The 16870-nt window shown below is 50.8% G+C and carries 16 protein-coding genes; 12 read left to right on the top strand and 4 right to left on the bottom strand.

Annotated elements, in window-relative coordinates; genetic code table 11:
- Positions 1-54: 54 nt before the first annotated feature.
- The gene (locus tag WKJ04_RS12620) at positions 55-1701 is read left to right on the top strand and encodes a sulfotransferase (protein ID WP_337880729.1); all 1647 of its coding nucleotides are present in this window, start codon (positions 55-57) and stop codon (positions 1699-1701) included.
- Here WKJ04_RS12620 and WKJ04_RS12615 read toward each other — a convergent pair.
- The 3 genes from WKJ04_RS12615 to WKJ04_RS12605 all read right to left on the bottom strand — a co-directional run bounded on the left by WKJ04_RS12615 (position 1670) and on the right by WKJ04_RS12605 (position 5709).
- Positions 1670-3460 carry a tetratricopeptide repeat protein gene (locus WKJ04_RS12615; protein WP_337880728.1) on the bottom strand — a complete coding sequence of 597 codons (1791 nt, stop codon included), beginning with the start codon at positions 3458-3460 and terminating at the stop codon, positions 1670-1672. The two genes, WKJ04_RS12620 and WKJ04_RS12615, sit on opposite strands and share 32 nt — an antisense overlap.
- Before the next feature lie 59 nt (positions 3461-3519).
- Entirely contained in the window at positions 3520-5262 is a 1743-nt protein-coding gene (locus tag WKJ04_RS12610; RefSeq protein ID WP_337880727.1) for a sulfotransferase, read from the bottom strand.
- Between the two features lie 84 nt (positions 5263-5346).
- Positions 5347-5709: a hypothetical protein gene (locus WKJ04_RS12605; RefSeq protein ID WP_337880726.1), complete on the bottom strand. Its 363-nt coding sequence runs from the start codon at positions 5707-5709 to the stop codon at positions 5347-5349.
- A gap of 146 nt (positions 5710-5855) precedes the next feature.
- On the opposite strand from WKJ04_RS12605, the gene WKJ04_RS12600 reads away from it, so the two are divergent.
- From WKJ04_RS12600 to htpG, 8 genes are all read left to right on the top strand, one after another.
- Entirely contained in the window at positions 5856-6170 is a 315-nt protein-coding gene (locus tag WKJ04_RS12600; RefSeq protein WP_337880725.1) for a hypothetical protein, read from the top strand.
- A 53-nt stretch (positions 6171-6223) separates the two neighbouring features.
- Positions 6224-7057 carry a DUF692 domain-containing protein gene (locus tag WKJ04_RS12595; protein ID WP_337880724.1) on the top strand — a complete coding sequence of 278 codons (834 nt, stop codon included), beginning with the start codon at positions 6224-6226 and terminating at the stop codon, positions 7055-7057.
- Positions 7047-7772: a putative DNA-binding domain-containing protein gene (locus tag WKJ04_RS12590; RefSeq protein ID WP_337880723.1), complete on the top strand. Its 726-nt coding sequence runs from the start codon at positions 7047-7049 to the stop codon at positions 7770-7772. Before WKJ04_RS12595 ends, WKJ04_RS12590 begins: the two co-directional genes overlap by 11 nt.
- Positions 7773-8003: 231 nt before the next feature.
- Positions 8004-8552, top strand: coding sequence for an adenine phosphoribosyltransferase (apt, locus tag WKJ04_RS12585; RefSeq protein ID WP_337880722.1), 549 nt, complete (start codon positions 8004-8006; stop codon positions 8550-8552).
- Between the two features lie 16 nt (positions 8553-8568).
- Complete coding sequence (gene dnaX, locus WKJ04_RS12580; protein ID WP_337880721.1) at positions 8569-10704, top strand: DNA polymerase III subunit gamma/tau; 2136 nt, start codon at positions 8569-8571, stop codon at positions 10702-10704.
- Positions 10705-10845: 141 nt separating this feature from the next.
- The gene (locus tag WKJ04_RS12575; protein ID WP_337841219.1) at positions 10846-11175 is read left to right on the top strand and encodes a YbaB/EbfC family nucleoid-associated protein; all 330 of its coding nucleotides are present in this window, start codon (positions 10846-10848) and stop codon (positions 11173-11175) included.
- A gap of 5 nt (positions 11176-11180) precedes the next feature.
- A complete protein-coding gene (gene recR, locus WKJ04_RS12570; protein ID WP_337880720.1) occupies positions 11181-11786 on the top strand; it encodes a recombination mediator RecR in 606 nt (201 codons plus the stop codon).
- Between the two features lie 149 nt (positions 11787-11935).
- Positions 11936-13864 carry a molecular chaperone HtpG gene (htpG, locus tag WKJ04_RS12565; RefSeq protein WP_337880719.1) on the top strand — a complete coding sequence of 643 codons (1929 nt, stop codon included), beginning with the start codon at positions 11936-11938 and terminating at the stop codon, positions 13862-13864.
- Positions 13865-13924: 60 nt separating this feature from the next.
- Here htpG and WKJ04_RS12560 read toward each other — a convergent pair whose 3' ends face one another.
- The gene (locus WKJ04_RS12560) at positions 13925-14221 is read right to left on the bottom strand and encodes a hypothetical protein (RefSeq protein ID WP_337880718.1); all 297 of its coding nucleotides are present in this window, start codon (positions 14219-14221) and stop codon (positions 13925-13927) included.
- 420 nt (positions 14222-14641) lie between these two features.
- Between WKJ04_RS12560 and WKJ04_RS12555 the strand changes: the two genes are divergently transcribed.
- The 3 genes from WKJ04_RS12555 to adk all read left to right on the top strand — a co-directional run bounded on the left by WKJ04_RS12555 (position 14642) and on the right by adk (position 16866).
- Complete coding sequence (locus tag WKJ04_RS12555) at positions 14642-15169, top strand: sigma-70 family RNA polymerase sigma factor (RefSeq protein WP_337880717.1); 528 nt, start codon at positions 14642-14644, stop codon at positions 15167-15169.
- The gene (locus tag WKJ04_RS12550; protein ID WP_337880716.1) at positions 15162-15872 is read left to right on the top strand and encodes a DUF3379 family protein; all 711 of its coding nucleotides are present in this window, start codon (positions 15162-15164) and stop codon (positions 15870-15872) included. Before WKJ04_RS12555 ends, WKJ04_RS12550 begins: the two co-directional genes overlap by 8 nt.
- A gap of 349 nt (positions 15873-16221) precedes the next feature.
- A complete protein-coding gene (gene adk, locus WKJ04_RS12545; RefSeq protein WP_337841213.1) occupies positions 16222-16866 on the top strand; it encodes an adenylate kinase in 645 nt (214 codons plus the stop codon).
- Positions 16867-16870: the final 4 nt, after the last annotated feature.

The following is a 16870-nucleotide window of genomic DNA, read 5'->3' as shown; positions in this document are numbered from 1 at the left end:
TTATCCTGGCAGCTCAGGCTTCCAGATTGTTGATTCATAAACGAAGGATAATTCATGCTGGAGCAAGCGTTGACCGCATTAAAAGCCAATGATATGGCTTCAGCCCAGTTGTTGTTAACCCAAGCATTAACAAAGCCCACCGAACGCCATGCGGCTTTACGTCTATTGGTCAGGCTATCTGTTGAGCAGAATAATCTGCTGCAGGCCATTGCTTATGCAGAGTGTTTAGTGAATGAATTTCCCGAAAAAACAGATTATTACTTTTCATTGTCGCAGTTTTATCTGTTGGACTATCAGCTGCAGAAAAACCAGGATCTGTGGCAGGAATTTGTCCATCAGCGGTCGGCCGACCCCAACGGCTGGTTTCAACTGGCTGTTGCCGCCAGACAAAACAGAAATGCAGAACTGGCGCTGGACGCGTTAAAACACTGGTATGCGCTCACGGCAGAGCACAGCGAATTTCTGTTCCAGCAGGCGTTGATTTGTTCCGAATTGCTCAGACAGGAAGAACAGGCGGTGGCTTTATTGCATCAACTGCTGGACATTCGGCCTGGTTACCATGCTGCGTTATTTAATCTGGGTCATCTGTACGAGCAGCTAGGCGACCTGAGTCAGGCGACAGCCTGTTTTCAGGCGGCTTGCCACAGCAAAACTGACGATGCGACCAGTTGGGCCCGCTGGCTGGAACTGGCCAAACCTTCTGTTGAGGATTTGCAACACCATCAACCTCAGTTTGAACTCTTGCTATCAGCGCCAGCCAACTTTGCACAGGTGGATCTGTGTTATGCACTGGGGCTCTGTTATGACCGGCTGGGTTTGTATTCTCAAGCCTGGCAGTACTATCAGCAAGCCAATCAACGTGACCGGCAGTTTTTGCCTGCGTATCGGCCTGAGCAAACGCAGCAACTGATGGCATTGTGCCGGCAGCGTCAATTCACACAAAATCCGCAAATCCAGACCTCTTCGTTAACCCCCATCTATATCTGTGGCATGTTTCGTTCGGGTTCGACACTGGCAGAACAAATTCTGGCGGCCAGCGGGCAAGTGGCTTGTGGCGGTGAGCTGGAATTTTTGCACCGGCAGCTGTTTCCCCTGATTGGGCAGCCCCAGGCTTTGCTGAAAAGGGCGGCAGAGCCGGAGTTTCTAAAGGAATACCTGAAGCAGGTTGAGCCCATTCTGCATGGCCGGCAGTATTTTACCGATAAAAGGCCAGAAAACTTCCTGTACCTGGATGTGGTTTTTCAGCATTTTCCTGCCGCCAAAGTCATTTGGACCCGACGCCAGCTGGCTGATAATGCATTGTCAGTGTACTTTCACCGATTGGGGCCCGGTATGAGTTATGCGACCAGCCTGGATTCCATTGTGCATTATGAACACCAGCAACAGGCACTGATGCAGCATTGGCAGCACATGTACCCGGGGCGCATTTTTGCGCTGGATTATGATGAACTGGTTCAACAGCCGGAGCGGGTGCTGACAGCTTTGTTTGATTTTCTTGGTTTGAGCTATAACGATGAAGCGGAACACTTTTATTTGCAGAAACATGCGGTGAAAACAGCCAGTGTGTCTCAGGTCAGACGCCCCTTGTATCAGCATTCGTCGGGGCGTTATCTGAATTATCAGGAGGATATACTGCAAAGCGGCATGTTTCCTGTCTACTGCCAGCTTCTCAGTTCACTGGCTGCAGATCACAGGGAATAGTGCTGCGTGGCTCAGCGCTTAACAGCGGATAAGTGCCGTGCCAGAAAAAGCTGGGAAACAGAATGATTTGCCCGGCCTGCGGACAAATTTCCCGGGCTATTTCTTCCCTGTCACCTAAACCCAGGCAGGTTTCACCCAGTTTCAGCCAGCCGGATTTCGTTGGATCGGCTGCTGACATACAGGCGGGAACCTCGATATAGCTTGGCGCCGATAACCAGCCCGCAGGATGGACATGATTGCTGTGAAAGCCGCCCCGGCCCAGCTGCACCGACCAACTGCCGTTCAGCAGGTAGCTGCCGTTGTTGCGTCTGCAGGTGGGGTGCTTCGGATCCTTTGGTAAGGCTGCCAGATACGTTTGAATACAGTGTTCCACACTGCGCCGAAACGCCTGTACCAGAGGGTGCGGGCTGGCTAAAAAATGCCCTTCACTTTGGGTGCCTGCGCGGACACTTTGATCCAGAGGCTGGCGCTTCTGGTGCTGATGTAAACTGCGTATGTACTGTGTCAGTTCAAACAAAAAGTCTTCTTTTCGGCTAAAACCGGCTGGTACGGGTAATTCCATCACCCGGAGCAAGTGGTCATAGTTATTCAGCCACATATGGCGCTCGTCCCCAGCCAGCCGCCAAACCAGCCCAAGATAAGCCCATAGCTCCTGATTGTCGGGATTCTGTGGCAATGCAGCTTGCAGATGCTGGTCTGCCTTTTGATAATCAGCCTGCTTCAGGTAATGATTGGCCAGGTCAATCTGGTACCGTGCTGAATCTGGTGCCATAGCGGCAGCCTGCAGATAAAAAGGAAAAGCCTGTTCGTCCAGGTCAAGGTAGGAGAGCGATACGGCCTTGAGATGATGAAAGCGGGCTTCTGCGGGATGGGCTCTGAGAGCCTGATCTGCTGTATCTGCAGCCTGCTCAGACTGACCGCTGCGCAGCAACTGGCTGATCAGTGACGCTTGTAGGTCCGGATGCGGCTGATACCGTTGCATCACCAACTGATAAGAAGAATGCAGTGCTTCGGTTTTTCCTTGCCCCCAATACAGTTTGTTCAGGCTCTCGTGGGCCGGTACATAGTTAGGGGCAAGCTCCAGTGTATGTTTTAACCACTGCTCACAGAGGTCGGCCTGCTGCAGTTCATAATAGGTACAGGCAATGCTGTAGCAGATCTCCACATGCTGAGGAAAATCCCGTTGCAGAGCCAAAAACAGCGGAAGCGCATCCGCGACCCGGCCTGTATCCTTGAATGCATTCGCCAGACTATGGCGAAAATGCAAATCGCCAGGGTAGAGTTGCAATGCCTGTTGCAGCAGTTGGATGCCCAAAGCCAGCTGTTGGGTTTCCAACAGCAGTTTCACTTGCAGCCACAGCAGCGTTTTGTCCTGACGTCCCTTTAACTGTCGACTGAGCTTGCTTGCCCTCTTGTAGTATTTCAGTTGCAACAAGGCATCAAAAAGGGCTGCCACCGCCTGTGCGTCAGGTACGCTTTGCTGATGTTCAAACAAGTCGATAATCGCCTGATAGTTTTTTTGACGGCTGAACAACTGGGCCAAGGTGCTGCGAATTTGGGATGCAGCCGGAAACTTCAACAAGCCCTGCTGCAGCACTGCTATTGCTTCGGCGGACTGATGTTGCTGAAAAAGAATCTGTGCTTTGAGTAACCAGTGCTCTGGACGCTGAAACCCTGTGTCGGCCAGATGCTGCAGCGCCAGCTCGGGATTATTGCGTTGCAGCGCGGCTACAGCTGCCTGGTAAACGTCAGTTTGCATGCTTTTCAGTTCCGTTTAAGCACCGTCGTGACGGATGAATGACGGTGCTGCTCACAAGTTCAGCTCAGAGCTGTGGGCTGGCCGGATTCTACCTTCTTAATTAAAGGAGCCAGGAATTCACTGACCTGCTGCCAGTCGGTCATCGCAGTTTTATACAGAGGTTGCCTGACCTGCATGGCGCTTGGCGTCTGGATTGAACGTTGCGTCTGGTGGAATTGCAGACAATCCGGGTGATAATCCAGTTCCAGATACTGTGTTATCTGAAGTAAATGCTGTTCCGGAGCCTGCAGTAAGTCTTCGTAAGCGATGGTCAAGAGTTGTGGGCCCAACTGGTGGCGCCAAAACTGCATCATCTGTTCATAGTTCAGGTAATACTGGCCTATTTCCTCCAGGTCATTGGCATAGAGGTGGCCCTCGGCAAATACGTGACGATACAGGCTCCAGCCCGTCGCGATCGGGTCCCGGGTGGTTTCGATAATTTTGGCATCTGGAAACAAGGTTTTAATCAGACCAATATGGTTGCAGTTTGCCGGCAGTTTATCGATCAGGTAGCGCCCTTGTTGCCTGAGCGGGGCGACATAATCCAGATAGCGTTGGGCCAGTTTGTGGCGCTCTGCGTCGCTGAGCTGCGCCAGACCATAGGGACTGCTGTCCTGTTTTCTGGATTCAAGCAACCGGGCTATGCTGCTTATTTCTGAAATTTCATGGGAGGCATCGATTTCTGGGTGTGATGCCAGCATTTGCTCCAACAGAGTGGAGCCTGTTCTCGGCATACCCAGAATAAAAATCAAGCCGCTGGGAGCTGTGCTTCTGTCAGAAAATTGCTGCTGACTGAAAAATGTTCTTAATTGCTTTGAATCATGAACCCTGACGTTATTACCCGCTTTGTATCGCAGCCGATTGGCCTGCTGATAATAATCACAGGCTTCAGCAAACTGTTTTTTCTGCTCTTTCATCTTGGCCAGAGCAAAAAGTAAATACATTTTTTCCTGCGGCGCCAGAGGGCTTTGCAACAGTTGCAGCATCCGTTCAGATTGTTGCTCATTAAAGCGATAGGTTTTCAGGTTGGCTAAGTGCCAGTAACTTTCCGTTTTATCTTCATGAACAGCCAGGGCCTGCTGGTAATAATTGGCAGCCGCTTCTGCGTCACCGGCAAAGGTTTTCAGATGCCCCAGCAGATGCAATACAAAGTGTCTTAGTCGTGGATCCTGTTGCAATTGCATATAGATCCGCTCCGCCTGGTCAATCTGGGCCGTCTTCAGATAGGATTGCGCCATAGCCAATGCGGTATCGGGAGCTTCCAGTAGTTGCGGAAGCGGAATATCTTTGCCTATATCAATGGCTTTATTAAATTGTTTCACTTTGGCCATGTGCTGAATGGCCCGATGCTTGGTCTTGGTATTGGCAAAGTTGTGCCGATGCAGCGTTTCAAATATCTCAGTGGCAGTTTCGTAATCGCCACAGGCCATGGCGAGCTCCGCATAAAGTGCCAGGGCGCGGAATTCTCCGGGTACATCACTCAGCATGGAGTCCAGTATCTCCCTGCAGTGCTGGAATTGGCGTTGTTGCAACGCCTGGCTGGCCAGGTACAGGCGATGATTAAAATAAGCAACCAGCTCGTATTGCCTTTGAGCCTGTTGCTGCAATTCAGCCAGACCCGCTAATCCGGCCCATTCGGCCAGCTGCAACCAGGCTTCATGGTCTGTCGGGTGTTGCTCAAGGTACTGCTGAAGCTCAACAGTGGCTTGTTTATACTGGCCTGTGGCCACCAGTGGTGTTAACTCGGAAACTATGTTTTGCATGAGGTGTCTGTAAAACTGAATTTGCCCTACTCTAGCCCAATACGCCCTGGCAGAAAAGTCTGGTTTTTACCGCGGCTTACTTGGTTAGTACGCTCTGTTGGCATGGGTCTTACATTTATTACAGCGCTGGGCTGCAGGGTCCAGCTGCAGTGCTTCTGGTTCAATGACGCATTCACAGTCAGAGCAAATGCCATACAAATTCAGTTCGAGCTGGCTGAGAGCTGCGAGCACGGCGTTTAGCCGTTCAAGTTGCTGGGCTATGCACCAGGGGCAATTGTTATTCAGCAGATCTGGCCAGTCAAAAATGGCGTAACTCTGCAGTTTTTCTGCTAACGAGCGTTCGGCAGCCCGCTGTTCCTGCAGCAGGAGTTGGATCATCACTCCTTGTAGCTCTGTCAGTTCCTGCTGCAATTTTTGTTGGCATTGTGCGTGGACTGTCTGAATCATATGCCCTCCAGTGAGAAGGTGCAGAGTAAAACGAATCCGAAGTGCGCCCCCTGATATAAATCAAATAAATTGTGCAAGCCTGAAATATTTTCTAAGGTTGAGCTGTCTATCAGAGGCAACTTAATGCAAACCAGAGGAACACCATTATGAAATCCACATCGTCAAAAGTCGCCATCAGTGCATTGGTTTTAGGTTCTTTATCTGCGGTCAGCCTGGCCACCCAGGCCAATCCGTTCAGTGCCGAGCAGCTGCAGGCTGGTTACCAGCTGGCCTCTGCCGAAGCGTCCTGTGGCGCGGATAAGAGCAAAGAAGCCAAATGCGGTGAAGACAAAGCGAAAAAAGACAAAGAAGGCAAGTGTGGTGAAGGCAAATGTGGCGAAGATAAAAAAGACGCCAAAGACAAAGCCAAAAAAGATAAAGAAGGTAAATGTGGCGAAGGCAAATGCGGTGGTGCTGCCTGAGTGCTGTCGGCTGACCTGAGCTCAGGTCAGCCGTTTTTCGAGGAATGCAGCCAATGTTGACCGGTACAGCAGTGGGTTTGGGCTTAAGGCGGGATTTTGCTGATGAAGTGATTCAGCAACCACAGCCTGCCATTGATTTTTTTGAAGTGGCACCGGAGAACTGGTTGCCTTATGGCGGCGCTTATCAGAAAAAATTTCGCGCCCTGACTGAACAATACCCTGTGATCTGCCATGGTTTGTCTTTATCCCTTGGCAGCCCGGATCCATTGGATGTTGCCTTCTTAAAGCAACTGAAACAGTTTTTTGCCGAGCATCAAATCACAGTGTACAGCGAGCACTTGAGTTATTGTTCGTTGGATGGCCATCTGTACGATTTGTTACCTATTCCTTTTACCGAAGAAGCGGCGCGTTATGTCGCAGAGCGGATCCGCCAGGTGCAGGATCTGCTGGAAATGCGCATTGCCATTGAAAATGTTTCCTATTATGCGGCGCCTGGCCAGCAGATGACGGAGCTGGATTTTACCAAGGCCGTGCTGGAACTGGCGGATTGTGATTTATTGCTCGATGTAAACAATATTTACGTGAACTCTGTGAATCATGGGTATAACGCGTCGGAGTTTTTGGCCGCTTTACCTGGTCAGCGTATCCGCTACGGTCATGTAGCCGGCCATTACCGCCAAAGCGAAAGCTTGTTGATTGATACCCATGGTACAGAGGTAGCTGATCCGGTCTGGCAATTATTGGCCGAAGCGTATCAAATGCATGGCGTCTTTCCGACGTTACTGGAACGCGATTTTAATATTCCTGGCTTGGACGACTTAAAACGGGAATTGCAGATCATCCGGCGGACGGTCGCACAACGACAGGGACTGGCGTATGCAGTTTAAGCAGGTGCAACAGCAGTTTGTCGGTTATTTACGTGATGCGTCCGCCATGAAACCGCCAGTGCCGGATGAGCGTCTGGCGGTGTATCAGGAGCTGCTGTTTAACAATGTCAGTGGTTTTATCGACAGTGCTTACCCTGTGCTGAAATCCTTGCTTGACGTGGAACGCTGGTTGCAGTTGAAACGCCAGTTTTTTGCAGGCTTCCGTTGTTCCAGTCCTTATTTCCTGCATATTGCCGGGCAATTTTTGCAGTTTTTGCAGCAAAGCCAGGCTGAACCTGAACCGGTATTTTTATTGGAGCTGGCCCATTATGAATGGCTGGAGCTGGATGTAGCGACGCGCAAAACCAGCAGCACCAACAGACCCTGTGACACTTTGGATGCGTTGTTGGCCTTGTCCGAACTGGCAGAAGTGCAGGCCTACCATTACCCTGTGCATCAAGTCTGCACAGACTTTCAACCCACAGAAACCAAACCGACATTTTTGCTGTTGTACCGTGACAACGACGATGAAGTTCAGTTTGTTGAACTGAATTCGTTAAGTGCTTTGTTATTGCAATTGCTTCAGTCTCAGCCCGGTTTAAGTTTTACCGAACTGACTGCACAGCTGCAGCAGTATTTGCCAGCATTGGAAAAACAGCAGATAGAAAGCGGGGCACGCCAGTTATTGTTGGATTTTGCGGCAAAAGCCGTGGTGCAGACTTTTCAACCGGGCTGAAATTCATTACCATGACGGCCTTTAATGTTCTGTGAGTCAAACAAATGGCAGACGAAAATTTTAAAGAGTCTTTTGGTGTTGGCCAGTTACTGGGTCTTGTCGCAGTTTTCGTTGCGCTGCTGTGCCTGGCTCCGATCTTGACCTGGTTAAACATTGCCAGCTAAACCTAGTCTGGTGAGAGAAAACCGCCTGCAGGCGGTTTTTTTATCTGCGCAAATTAAGGAGTGACGCATGTCTTCACAAGCCTTGTCAGCTTTGCTGACACAAGTTATTAAAGCCGTTCCTGATTATCCGAAACCAGGCATCATGTTCCGCGATGTCACCAGTTTAATGCTGGACGCGGACGCTTTTGCCAAAGTGATTGATGCGTTTAAAGCTCAATATCAGGGGCAGGGCATCACGAAAATTGTTGGCACTGAATCCCGTGGTTTTATTTTCGGCGCTCCACTGGCTTATGCGATGGGCCTGCCTTTTGTGCCGGTACGCAAACCGAATAAACTGCCGCGTGAACGTATTGGCCAGGCCTATTCGCTGGAATACGGCGATGACAAGCTGGAAATCCATATTGATGCGATTCAGAGCGGCGATAAAGTGTTGTTAGTAGATGACTTATTGGCAACTGGTGGTACTATTGCTGCAACATCCAGCCTGGTCCAGCGTTTAGGTGGCACAGTGCAGGCGGCGGCTTTTGTCGTTAATTTGCCTGACTTAGGTGGACAAGCCAAGTTAGAAGCTTTAGATATTCCGGTATTTACGCTGGTGGAGTTTGCCGGCGATTAAAAACAAGGCAGGTGGCATGAGTTATCAGGTACTGGCACGAAAATGGCGGCCACAGCAATTCTCCGAGCTGGTAGGGCAGGACCATGTCAAAGCCGCGCTTGGTAATGCGCTGACTAACAACAGACTGCATCATGCTTACCTTTTTACCGGCACCCGGGGCGTCGGTAAAACCACTATAGCCCGAATTTTTGCCAAAAGTCTGAACTGCGAAACCGGCATTACGGCCACTCCTTGTGGCCAGTGTTCCACCTGTTTGGAAATTGAACAGGGTTTTTATGTGGATCTGCTGGAAATAGACGCCGCTTCGCGCACCAAAGTCGAAGACACCCGTGATTTACTCGACAATGTGCAGTACGCACCCAGCCGCGGCCGCTATAAGGTGTACCTGATCGACGAAGTGCATATGCTGTCCAGGCACAGTTTTAATGCATTGCTGAAGACGCTGGAAGAGCCACCGCCGCATGTGAAGTTTTTACTGGCGACCACAGATCCGCAAAAACTGCCGGTGACTGTGTTATCCCGTTGTCTGCAGTTCAGTTTAAAAGCGCTGAGCCCAGAGCAGATTAAACAGCATCTGGCTTATGTGCTGACCCAAGAAGGCCTGCCTTATGATGAGGAGGCGCTGGCACTGTTGTCCCGCGCAGCCAAAGGCAGTCTGCGCGACTCGCTGAGTCTGACCGACCAGGCGATAGCACAGGGCAATGCCCAGGTGCGTTTACCTGTGGTGCGCGACATGTTGGGGTACCTGGAGCAAAGCTGGGCCGAATTGGTGCTCAAAGCATTGCTGGAGAGGGATGCGCCTTTGTTGCAGCAGACGCTGGATCAACTGGAGCAGCAACACAGTCACTTCAGCGCCGTGTTGGACGATATGCTGGCTCTGCTGCATCTGGCGGCTTTGTGCCAGTTCAACTGGCAGGCGGCAGAGCTGTCAGCGCAGAGCTCAGACTTTGTCCGGCAGCTGGCTGAGCACATCAGCCCTGAAGTGTTGCAATTGTATTACCAGTTATTGATTAGCGGCAAAAAAGAGCTGGCCTATGCGCCCGAGCCCCGCATTGGTCTGGAAATGGCGCTGTTGCGTGCTTTGGCTTTTGTGCCTGCAGACGCTGGTCCTGCAGAACCCAAAGCGGCTGTGTCGCAGGCCGACAAGCTCAGAGCCAAATTTAATCTGCCAACAGCCGCTATCCAAAGCAGCGAACCTGCCAAAGCCCAGCCCGCTGTGGAGCCAGAGGCGAAAACTGCAGCTGGTGCAGCGCCACCGCAACACAGCGCTGTGCAGGCTCCGGCGGCAGCTGAGCCTGCTGCGCTGTCAGCAACCGCCTCTATACTGGCCCGTCGCGGTTTTGGCCCTCAGGCAGACAACGCGGGTGCTGGGCAGGTGACCGCTGCAAAAAAGTCTGATGCCGCTGCGGCGGCAGTGGCGCCTCAACGCACAGTGACAGCTGCAGCGGTTTCAGCCCATGTCGTCGTGGCGACAGCAGAACAAGCTGCTGCCGGGCGTCCACCTGTTGCAATGGCCGCTCCTGCCCCTACAGCTTTGCCAGCACAGGAAGACGGGCCACCATGGGACGATACAGACTTGCAACTCCCGGCTGCAACCAGCTCCTTTCATCTATCTGAGGAAGACGCTGAGCATGTTGAACCGCTGGAATTCAGTGCAGCTGAACTGGAAAGGGCCGCTGATTGGGCCTGGCAGCAACAGCAGGCCGAGCCTGCGGCTCCTGCTTATCAGTTTGACGGTGTTATTACCGCTGAGAATTTCTCTGTGCGCCTGGCTGCCCAGGTCGACCGGTGGGCTGCCCTGGTGGATGGCCTGGCTTTGGGCGGGCTGATGCGGTTGTATTTATTGCATAGCAGCATTGAGTGGCAGCAGGACACTGCGGTACTGACAGTCTGCCAAAGCCAATCGCATCTTGATAAAGCAAAGTTCCGCCAGGAACTGACGGTGTACTTAAGTCAGGCCTTTGGTAAAAACGTAGAATTAAGCATCCAGTATCAGGATTGGGTCGAATCCTGTCCTGTGGCTATTCAGCAACGGATCGAGCAGGAACGCAGGGTGTATGTGGAAGGGTTGTTGCAGCAAGACCCGAATGTACGGGCTTTGCAGCAGTTGTTTCAGGCCGAGCTTTTGCCCGAGACCATAGTGGTGAACTAAGGGAGTGCAGCCGCTTTGCAAGGGGGATTCTCTTCCTGATGCTGGTGTGGTGAACTGATGCGGGCGAAGCAGTTGCCCCTTGAGTTTTGGCGGCTGACTCATTAAGGTGTCGGCCTTTGATTGAATAAAGAGAGCAGACTTATGTTTAAAGGTGGCGGTTTAGGCAACATCATGAAGCAGGCGCAAGCCATGCAGGAAAAGATGCAAAAGGCGCAACAGGAACTGGCTAATCTGGAAGTGACAGGGGAGTCAGGTGCTGGTCTGGTCAAAATCACGATGGCGGGTAATCACAATGTACGCCGGGTCAGTATTGACGACAGCCTGATGCAGGATGACAAAGACATGCTGGAAGATTTAATTGCAGCCGCTATCAATGACGCGGTGCGTCGGGTCGATGAAAGCAGCAAAGCAAAAATGGCGTCTGTCACAGGTGGTATGCAGTTACCTCCTGGTTTTAAAATGCCGTTCTAACGCTGATGAGCAAGTTCAGTCCGCTTATCCAGCAGTTGGTTGATTCGCTGCGGATTTTACCCGGTGTTGGACCTAAGTCCGCTCAGCGTATTGCATTGCAGCTACTGGAGCGCAACAGGGCCGGGGCGATGCAGCTGTCCAAAGCACTGGCCAATGCGATGGAGCATGTCGGTCAATGCGCCAAATGCCGGACTTTTTGTGAGACTGAACTTTGCCATATCTGTGCTGACTCACGCCGTTCAGACAGTCCCAGTCTTTGTGTGGTGGCATCGAGCGCTGATCAGTATGCCATAGAACAAACAGGCCAGTTTAAAGGCCGCTATTTTGTCCTGCAGGGCCAGTTGTCACCACTCGACGGTATAGGGCCGGCACAATTGGGGCTGGATAAATTGCAGCAGCAATTGTCTCAGGGAGGGGTCAGTGAAGTGATTCTGGCAACCAACCCTACTGTTGAAGGGGACGCCACCGCTTATTACATTGCTGAACAGTGTAAAAAGTACCAGGTGCAGGTGTCGCGTATCGCTCATGGGGTACCGGTAGGTGGGGAACTGGAATACGTGGATGGGACTACCTTATCCCATGCATTCAGTGGCCGTAAGCCGTTAATTTAACCTTGGCTGTTATTGCAGCAGTTACATGCCTTTCACCAAGAAAGCCCAAATACCCCTCTTGAAAATATGGGGATTACCCCCAAATCCTGACACACCTCATTAAAACGGGCGTTTGCCCTTCAATGTCTTATTTGTGTAAGGAGCTGCCAATGACAGAAACAGTACAAAAACAAACGCATGGCTTTCAGGCTGAAGTGAAGCAACTGCTGCAGTTGATGATCCACTCGCTGTATTCCAATAAAGAAATTTTCCTGCGTGAACTGGTCTCCAACGCCTCAGATGCGGCTGACAAATTACGTTTTCTGGCGCTGTCCGACAGCAGCCTGTATGGCAATGATGGCGAGCTGCGGGTGCGTATCAGCCTGGATGACCAAGCGAAAACCCTGACCATCAGTGACAACGGTATTGGTATGACACAAGAGGAAGTCATCACCAATCTGGGGACTATTGCCAAGTCCGGCACCAAAGAGTTTTTCAGCCAGCTGTCGGGCGATCAGAGCAAAGATTCCAAACTCATTGGTCAGTTTGGTGTGGGGTTCTACTCGGCTTTTATCGTGGCTGATAAAGTCACAGTCCGCACCCGTAAAGCGGGGCAACCAGCCGATGCAGCCATTGAATGGGAAAGTTCAGGCGAAGGTGAATACAGCATCAGCCCAATCAGCAAAGAAGGCCGCGGCACCGACATCATTCTGCATTTACGTGACGAAGAATCAGAGTTTTTAAGCCGCTGGAAGGTGGAATCCATTGTCACCAAATACTCTGACCATATCAGTATTCCGGTCGAAATGTGGCAGGAAGGCACACCTGAGCGTGATGGCGAAGATGGCGAAAAAAAACCGGCAACCGAAGGGCACTGGAAAGCAGTCAACAAAGCCACTGCGCTCTGGATGCGTGATAAGTCAGAAATCAACGACGACGAATACAACGAATTCTACAAACATATCTCCCACGACTGGACTGAGCCTTTGAGCTGGAGCCACAACAAGGTGGAAGGCTCTACCAACTATACGACACTGCTCTATGTGCCAAAAAAAGCGCCTTTTGATCTGTGGAACCGCGAAGCCCGTCATGGCCTGAAGTTGTATGTACAGCGCGTGTTTATCATGGATGACGCTGAACAATTTATGCCGAGTTACCTGCGTTTTATCAAAGGGGTGCTGGATTCGAGCGATTTACCGCTGAACGTGTCACGCGAAATTTTGCAGGACACCAAAGTGACTCAAAGCCTGCGCAAAGGCTGTACCAGCCGTGTGCTGAAAATGCTGGAGAAAATGGCCAAAGCCGACGATCAGACAGAATACCAGACCTTCTGGGCTGAATTTGGTCAGGTGCTGAAAGAGGGGCCAGGTGAAGACTTTGCCAATAAAGAAAGCATTGCCAAATTACTGCGTTTCGCCTCCACCCATGAGGATACTGCTGAGCAAAAAGTGTCGTTGGAATCCTATGTCAGCCGGATGAAAGAAGGTCAGGACGAAATTTTCTTCCTGGTGGCTGACAGCTATGAAGCGGCCAAACACAGCCCGCATCTGGAAGTATTCCGTAAAAAAGGCCTGGAAGTGCTGCTGTTATCTGACCGCATTGACGAGTGGCTGATGCAGCACCTGACCGAGTTTGACGGCAAGAAACTGCGTTCCGTCGCCAAAGGGGGCCTGGATTTATCCAAATTGGATGACGAAGAAACCAAAAAAGCTCAGGAAGAAGCGGAAAAACAATTCGCGTCTGTTGCTGAGCGTTTTAAAGCCGCGTTGGGCGAGCAGGTGAAAGATGTCAAAGTCAGCCATCGTTTGACTGACAGCCCGGCTTGTGTGGTGACTGATGAATTTGATATGAGCACACAGATGATCAAACTGATGGAATCTGTGGGTCAGAAAGTGCCTGAAGTCAAACCCATTTTTGAACTGAACCCAGACCATCAATTGGTAAAACATATTGCTGATGTGCAGGACGAAGTTCAGTTTAAACAATGGGCGGAAGTGCTGCTGGACCAGGCTTTATTGGCTGAACGTGGCAGCCTGAAACAGCCGGCCAGCTTTGTCAGCCGCTTAAACAGCCTGCTGCTGAGCCTGGCTAAAGCCTGAATGTAAAAACAGGCAGTGAGAGCAGAACAAAGTTCTGCTCTCACTGCAATAGTGCCGGTATCACCTGTCTATAGCGATGGCCTGACTGTTAGCCCGGATCCCTTCGATCATCTCCTGAGAATCCCTGCGTTCTTCTTCGATCCGCTGTTTAGTCCGGCAGCGTTTCCCTTTAATTAACGAGCCTGTGGTTCGGCTTTGCTCACAAACCAATTTATTGTTGTCAGCATGTTGGGCTGTTTTTATTGCAGCAGCTTTTTCTGTAGTTGTATTTGTGGCAGCCCCTTGTTCAGTTTTTGGCGTTTGCTGACAAGCGGCCAGTAACAGAGCAATAAGCACACATCCGGATTGTTTTAGCATCTGTGTATCTCCTTGTGACAGTAAGCTGAATAACTTACCTGCTCCAACCAAAGAGCTCTATGGTTGATTACAATAGTTAACAATTTATTTAAGCCGGAAGTTGGGTAATGAGTGCCAGGATAGTTTCCGTTCAACAATCTAACTCATTAAACTCAGTGCAGCTGGCTAAAGAGCCCTGTTCATTTCGGACCTTTGATCCCAAACGCAGTTTATCCAGGTCTGTGTTGAATCACACAAACTCAGGAAACGGACTGTACAACTGTGTGAAAGTTTTTCACTGTGCCCAAGGTCTTCTGGTTACAGTGTGTTGGTTGTCCGGTTTTTGGACAGCACAGGGGACAAACCATGTCTTTGTTGAACCCTTTCTATAATCAGTTTCGGCCAGACATAAAACAGAGTGTGCAGAATGAGAAATGCAACGTGAGAAGAACCGTGCAGCCTGCAACGACAAGAGAGCAACAGTATCTGCAGCTTGTGCAGTTGCATCAGGCGGATTTGTACCGCTATGCCTGTTGGTTGTGTAAAAACCCGGATACGGCGGCAGATGTGTTGCAGGACACCTTTTTACGGGCCTGGAAAAGCCTGGATAACCTGCAACAGCCAAACTCAGCCAAAGCCTGGCTCTTTACTATTTTGCGCCATGAAAATGCCCGTCGTTTTGAGCGCAGGCAACTGGATTACCAAGAGACTGAGCAGGAGCTGTTACCGGATGAACAGGCCGGGCCTGAGCAACACTATGAACAGCAGCAGTTACTGGCCATGATGCAAAGTCTGGAGCTGCAATACAGTGAGCCTTTGGTCCTGCAACTGATAGGCGGTTTCAGTGGCGATGAAATTGCACAGCTGCTGAATTTAAATCTGAACACTGTCAATACCCGCTTATTCCGGGCCCGCAAACAGTTAAGAGAACGGCTGGAACCGCAGCCGGGGGAGCTGCAAATTGGATGAATTAGAAGTACGCCGTCAACTGCTGGCAGATCCTTATCATTTAACCGCACAGCTGCAACAGGCATTGCGGCAGGATGCTGAGCTGCGTCAGTTCCATCAGTCGGTTTTGGAACAGGATGAGCTGGTCAGAAATGCGTTGCATCGGACTGTACCGCTGAAAGTACAGCAGCAACTGCAGTTGTTACCTGTGACCTTAAGCCAGCCTCAACGGAAAAACTATTCGCGTGGCTGGTTAGCTCTGGCTGCCAGTCTGGCGTTTCTGGTGGGGCTGGGCCTGAACTGGGCCACCTTGTGGTATGGCCCGCAAAACCTGGGGGCGAACTCACTGGCCCATGTTTACCATGAAGAGCCTTATGTGAAGCATTTGACGCAGGCGTTGTCTTTGCAGGATGTGAATATCAAACTCGCTGACTTTAATGCCCAGATGCAGCCACAGGGCTGGGCCGTGCTGTATGCCAATTACTGCCATTTTCGTGGCATGAGGTCGTTGCATCTGGTGCTGCAGACGGAGCTGGGGCCTCTGACAGTGTTTGTGGTACCCAAAGACAGCAAAATGCAGTTCGAACCTGAGTTTGATGATGGCCGTTATTTTGGCCGTGGCATGATGCTGGATGATGCGTTGGTTGTGTTGGTGGCTGAAGGTGAGCGACGTTTACAACAGCAGCAGCGTCAGCTGCTGCAGCAGTTGGTGTTTCGTACCTGAGGTTTGCTAACCTTTGTCTATTCTAGTCGCTGAAAGCTGTTGAGGGTTTTTTAAACTTTTAAGACAGCTTTCAGCCTTATGGCCGTTCCGGATCAGTGACTTGGTTATAGAGAACTACACTTTAGTCGAATAACATCCATCAGAATTCGTGCTTTGTCGTCTGTTTTTGCGCCTCAGGGCCAGGGAACAGAGCCAGATCTATAATTGCATCACTTAAGACTAAAGACTGCTTGACTCTGTTGAAGCAGGTAGGATGAGCCGACAAATTTCTTGTCTGATGATGCGCATTATGTAAATATTCAGCCCTTGTAACGAATGGAACTATCCTAGGTTAATTGAGGTTTTTTGTATGCGTATAATTTTGTTGGGTGCCCCAGGTGCAGGTAAGGGAACACAAGCCCAGTTCCTGATGAATAAGTATGGGATCCCACAAATTTCTACCGGCGATATGTTACGTGCCGCCATTAAAGAGGGCACAGAGTTGGGCCTGGCAGCCAAGCAGGTGATGGATGCCGGTCAACTGGTCTCAGACGATTTAATTATCGGCCTGGTGAAAGAGCGTATCGCCAAAGCAGATTGTGCCAAAGGTTTCCTGCTGGACGGTTTCCCCCGTACTATTCCACAAGCCGATGCGATGAAAGCCAATGGTGTGGCTGTGGACCATGTGATTGAATTTGATGTGCCGGACGACGTCATTGTTGAACGGATGAGTGGCCGCCGTGTTCACCCTGCATCAGGTCGTGTTTACCACATCAGTTACAACCCACCTAAAGTAGCCGGCAAAGATGATTTGACCGGTGATGAACTGGTGATTCGTGAAGACGATAAAGAAGAGACAGTGCGTAAACGTCTGGGTATTTATCATGATCAGACTGAACCATTGGTCGGTTATTACCGTAAAGAAGCTGAAGCAGGCCGTACCCAATACCATCATCTGGATGGGACTTTGCCGGTGGAGCAGGTCAGTGCCACACTGGCGGCCCTGTTAGGCTGAAAAT

Source organism: Rheinheimera sp., assembly GCF_037442345.1.
Lineage (GTDB): Bacteria > Pseudomonadota > Gammaproteobacteria > Enterobacterales > Alteromonadaceae > Pararheinheimera.
The sequence above is the reverse complement of the archived record's forward strand: the minus strand, read 5'-3'. Positions and strand labels throughout refer to the sequence as shown.

Excerpts from the sequence above, each read along its gene's own strand:
- apt (WP_337880722.1), top strand. The coding sequence starts at position 8,004 with ATGTCTTCACAAGCCTTGTCAGCTTTGCTGACACAAGTTATTAAAGCC.
- adk (WP_337841213.1), top strand. The coding sequence starts at position 16,222 with ATGCGTATAATTTTGTTGGGTGCCCCAGGTGCAGGTAAGGGAACACAA.
- WKJ04_RS12560 (WP_337880718.1), bottom strand. The coding sequence starts at position 14,221 with ATGCTAAAACAATCCGGATGTGTGCTTATTGCTCTGTTACTGGCCGCT.
- WKJ04_RS12600 (WP_337880725.1), top strand. The coding sequence starts at position 5,856 with ATGAAATCCACATCGTCAAAAGTCGCCATCAGTGCATTGGTTTTAGGT.
- WKJ04_RS12610 (WP_337880727.1), bottom strand. The coding sequence starts at position 5,262 with ATGCAAAACATAGTTTCCGAGTTAACACCACTGGTGGCCACAGGCCAG.
- WKJ04_RS12605 (WP_337880726.1), bottom strand. The coding sequence starts at position 5,709 with ATGATTCAGACAGTCCACGCACAATGCCAACAAAAATTGCAGCAGGAA.
- WKJ04_RS12615 (WP_337880728.1), bottom strand. The coding sequence starts at position 3,460 with ATGCAAACTGACGTTTACCAGGCAGCTGTAGCCGCGCTGCAACGCAAT.
- recR (WP_337880720.1), top strand. The coding sequence starts at position 11,181 with ATGAGCAAGTTCAGTCCGCTTATCCAGCAGTTGGTTGATTCGCTGCGG.
- WKJ04_RS12595 (WP_337880724.1), top strand. The coding sequence starts at position 6,224 with ATGTTGACCGGTACAGCAGTGGGTTTGGGCTTAAGGCGGGATTTTGCT.
- htpG (WP_337880719.1), top strand. The coding sequence starts at position 11,936 with ATGACAGAAACAGTACAAAAACAAACGCATGGCTTTCAGGCTGAAGTG.
- WKJ04_RS12575 (WP_337841219.1), top strand. The coding sequence starts at position 10,846 with ATGTTTAAAGGTGGCGGTTTAGGCAACATCATGAAGCAGGCGCAAGCC.
- dnaX (WP_337880721.1), top strand. The coding sequence starts at position 8,569 with ATGAGTTATCAGGTACTGGCACGAAAATGGCGGCCACAGCAATTCTCC.
- WKJ04_RS12620 (WP_337880729.1), top strand. The coding sequence starts at position 55 with ATGCTGGAGCAAGCGTTGACCGCATTAAAAGCCAATGATATGGCTTCA.
- WKJ04_RS12590 (WP_337880723.1), top strand. The coding sequence starts at position 7,047 with ATGCAGTTTAAGCAGGTGCAACAGCAGTTTGTCGGTTATTTACGTGAT.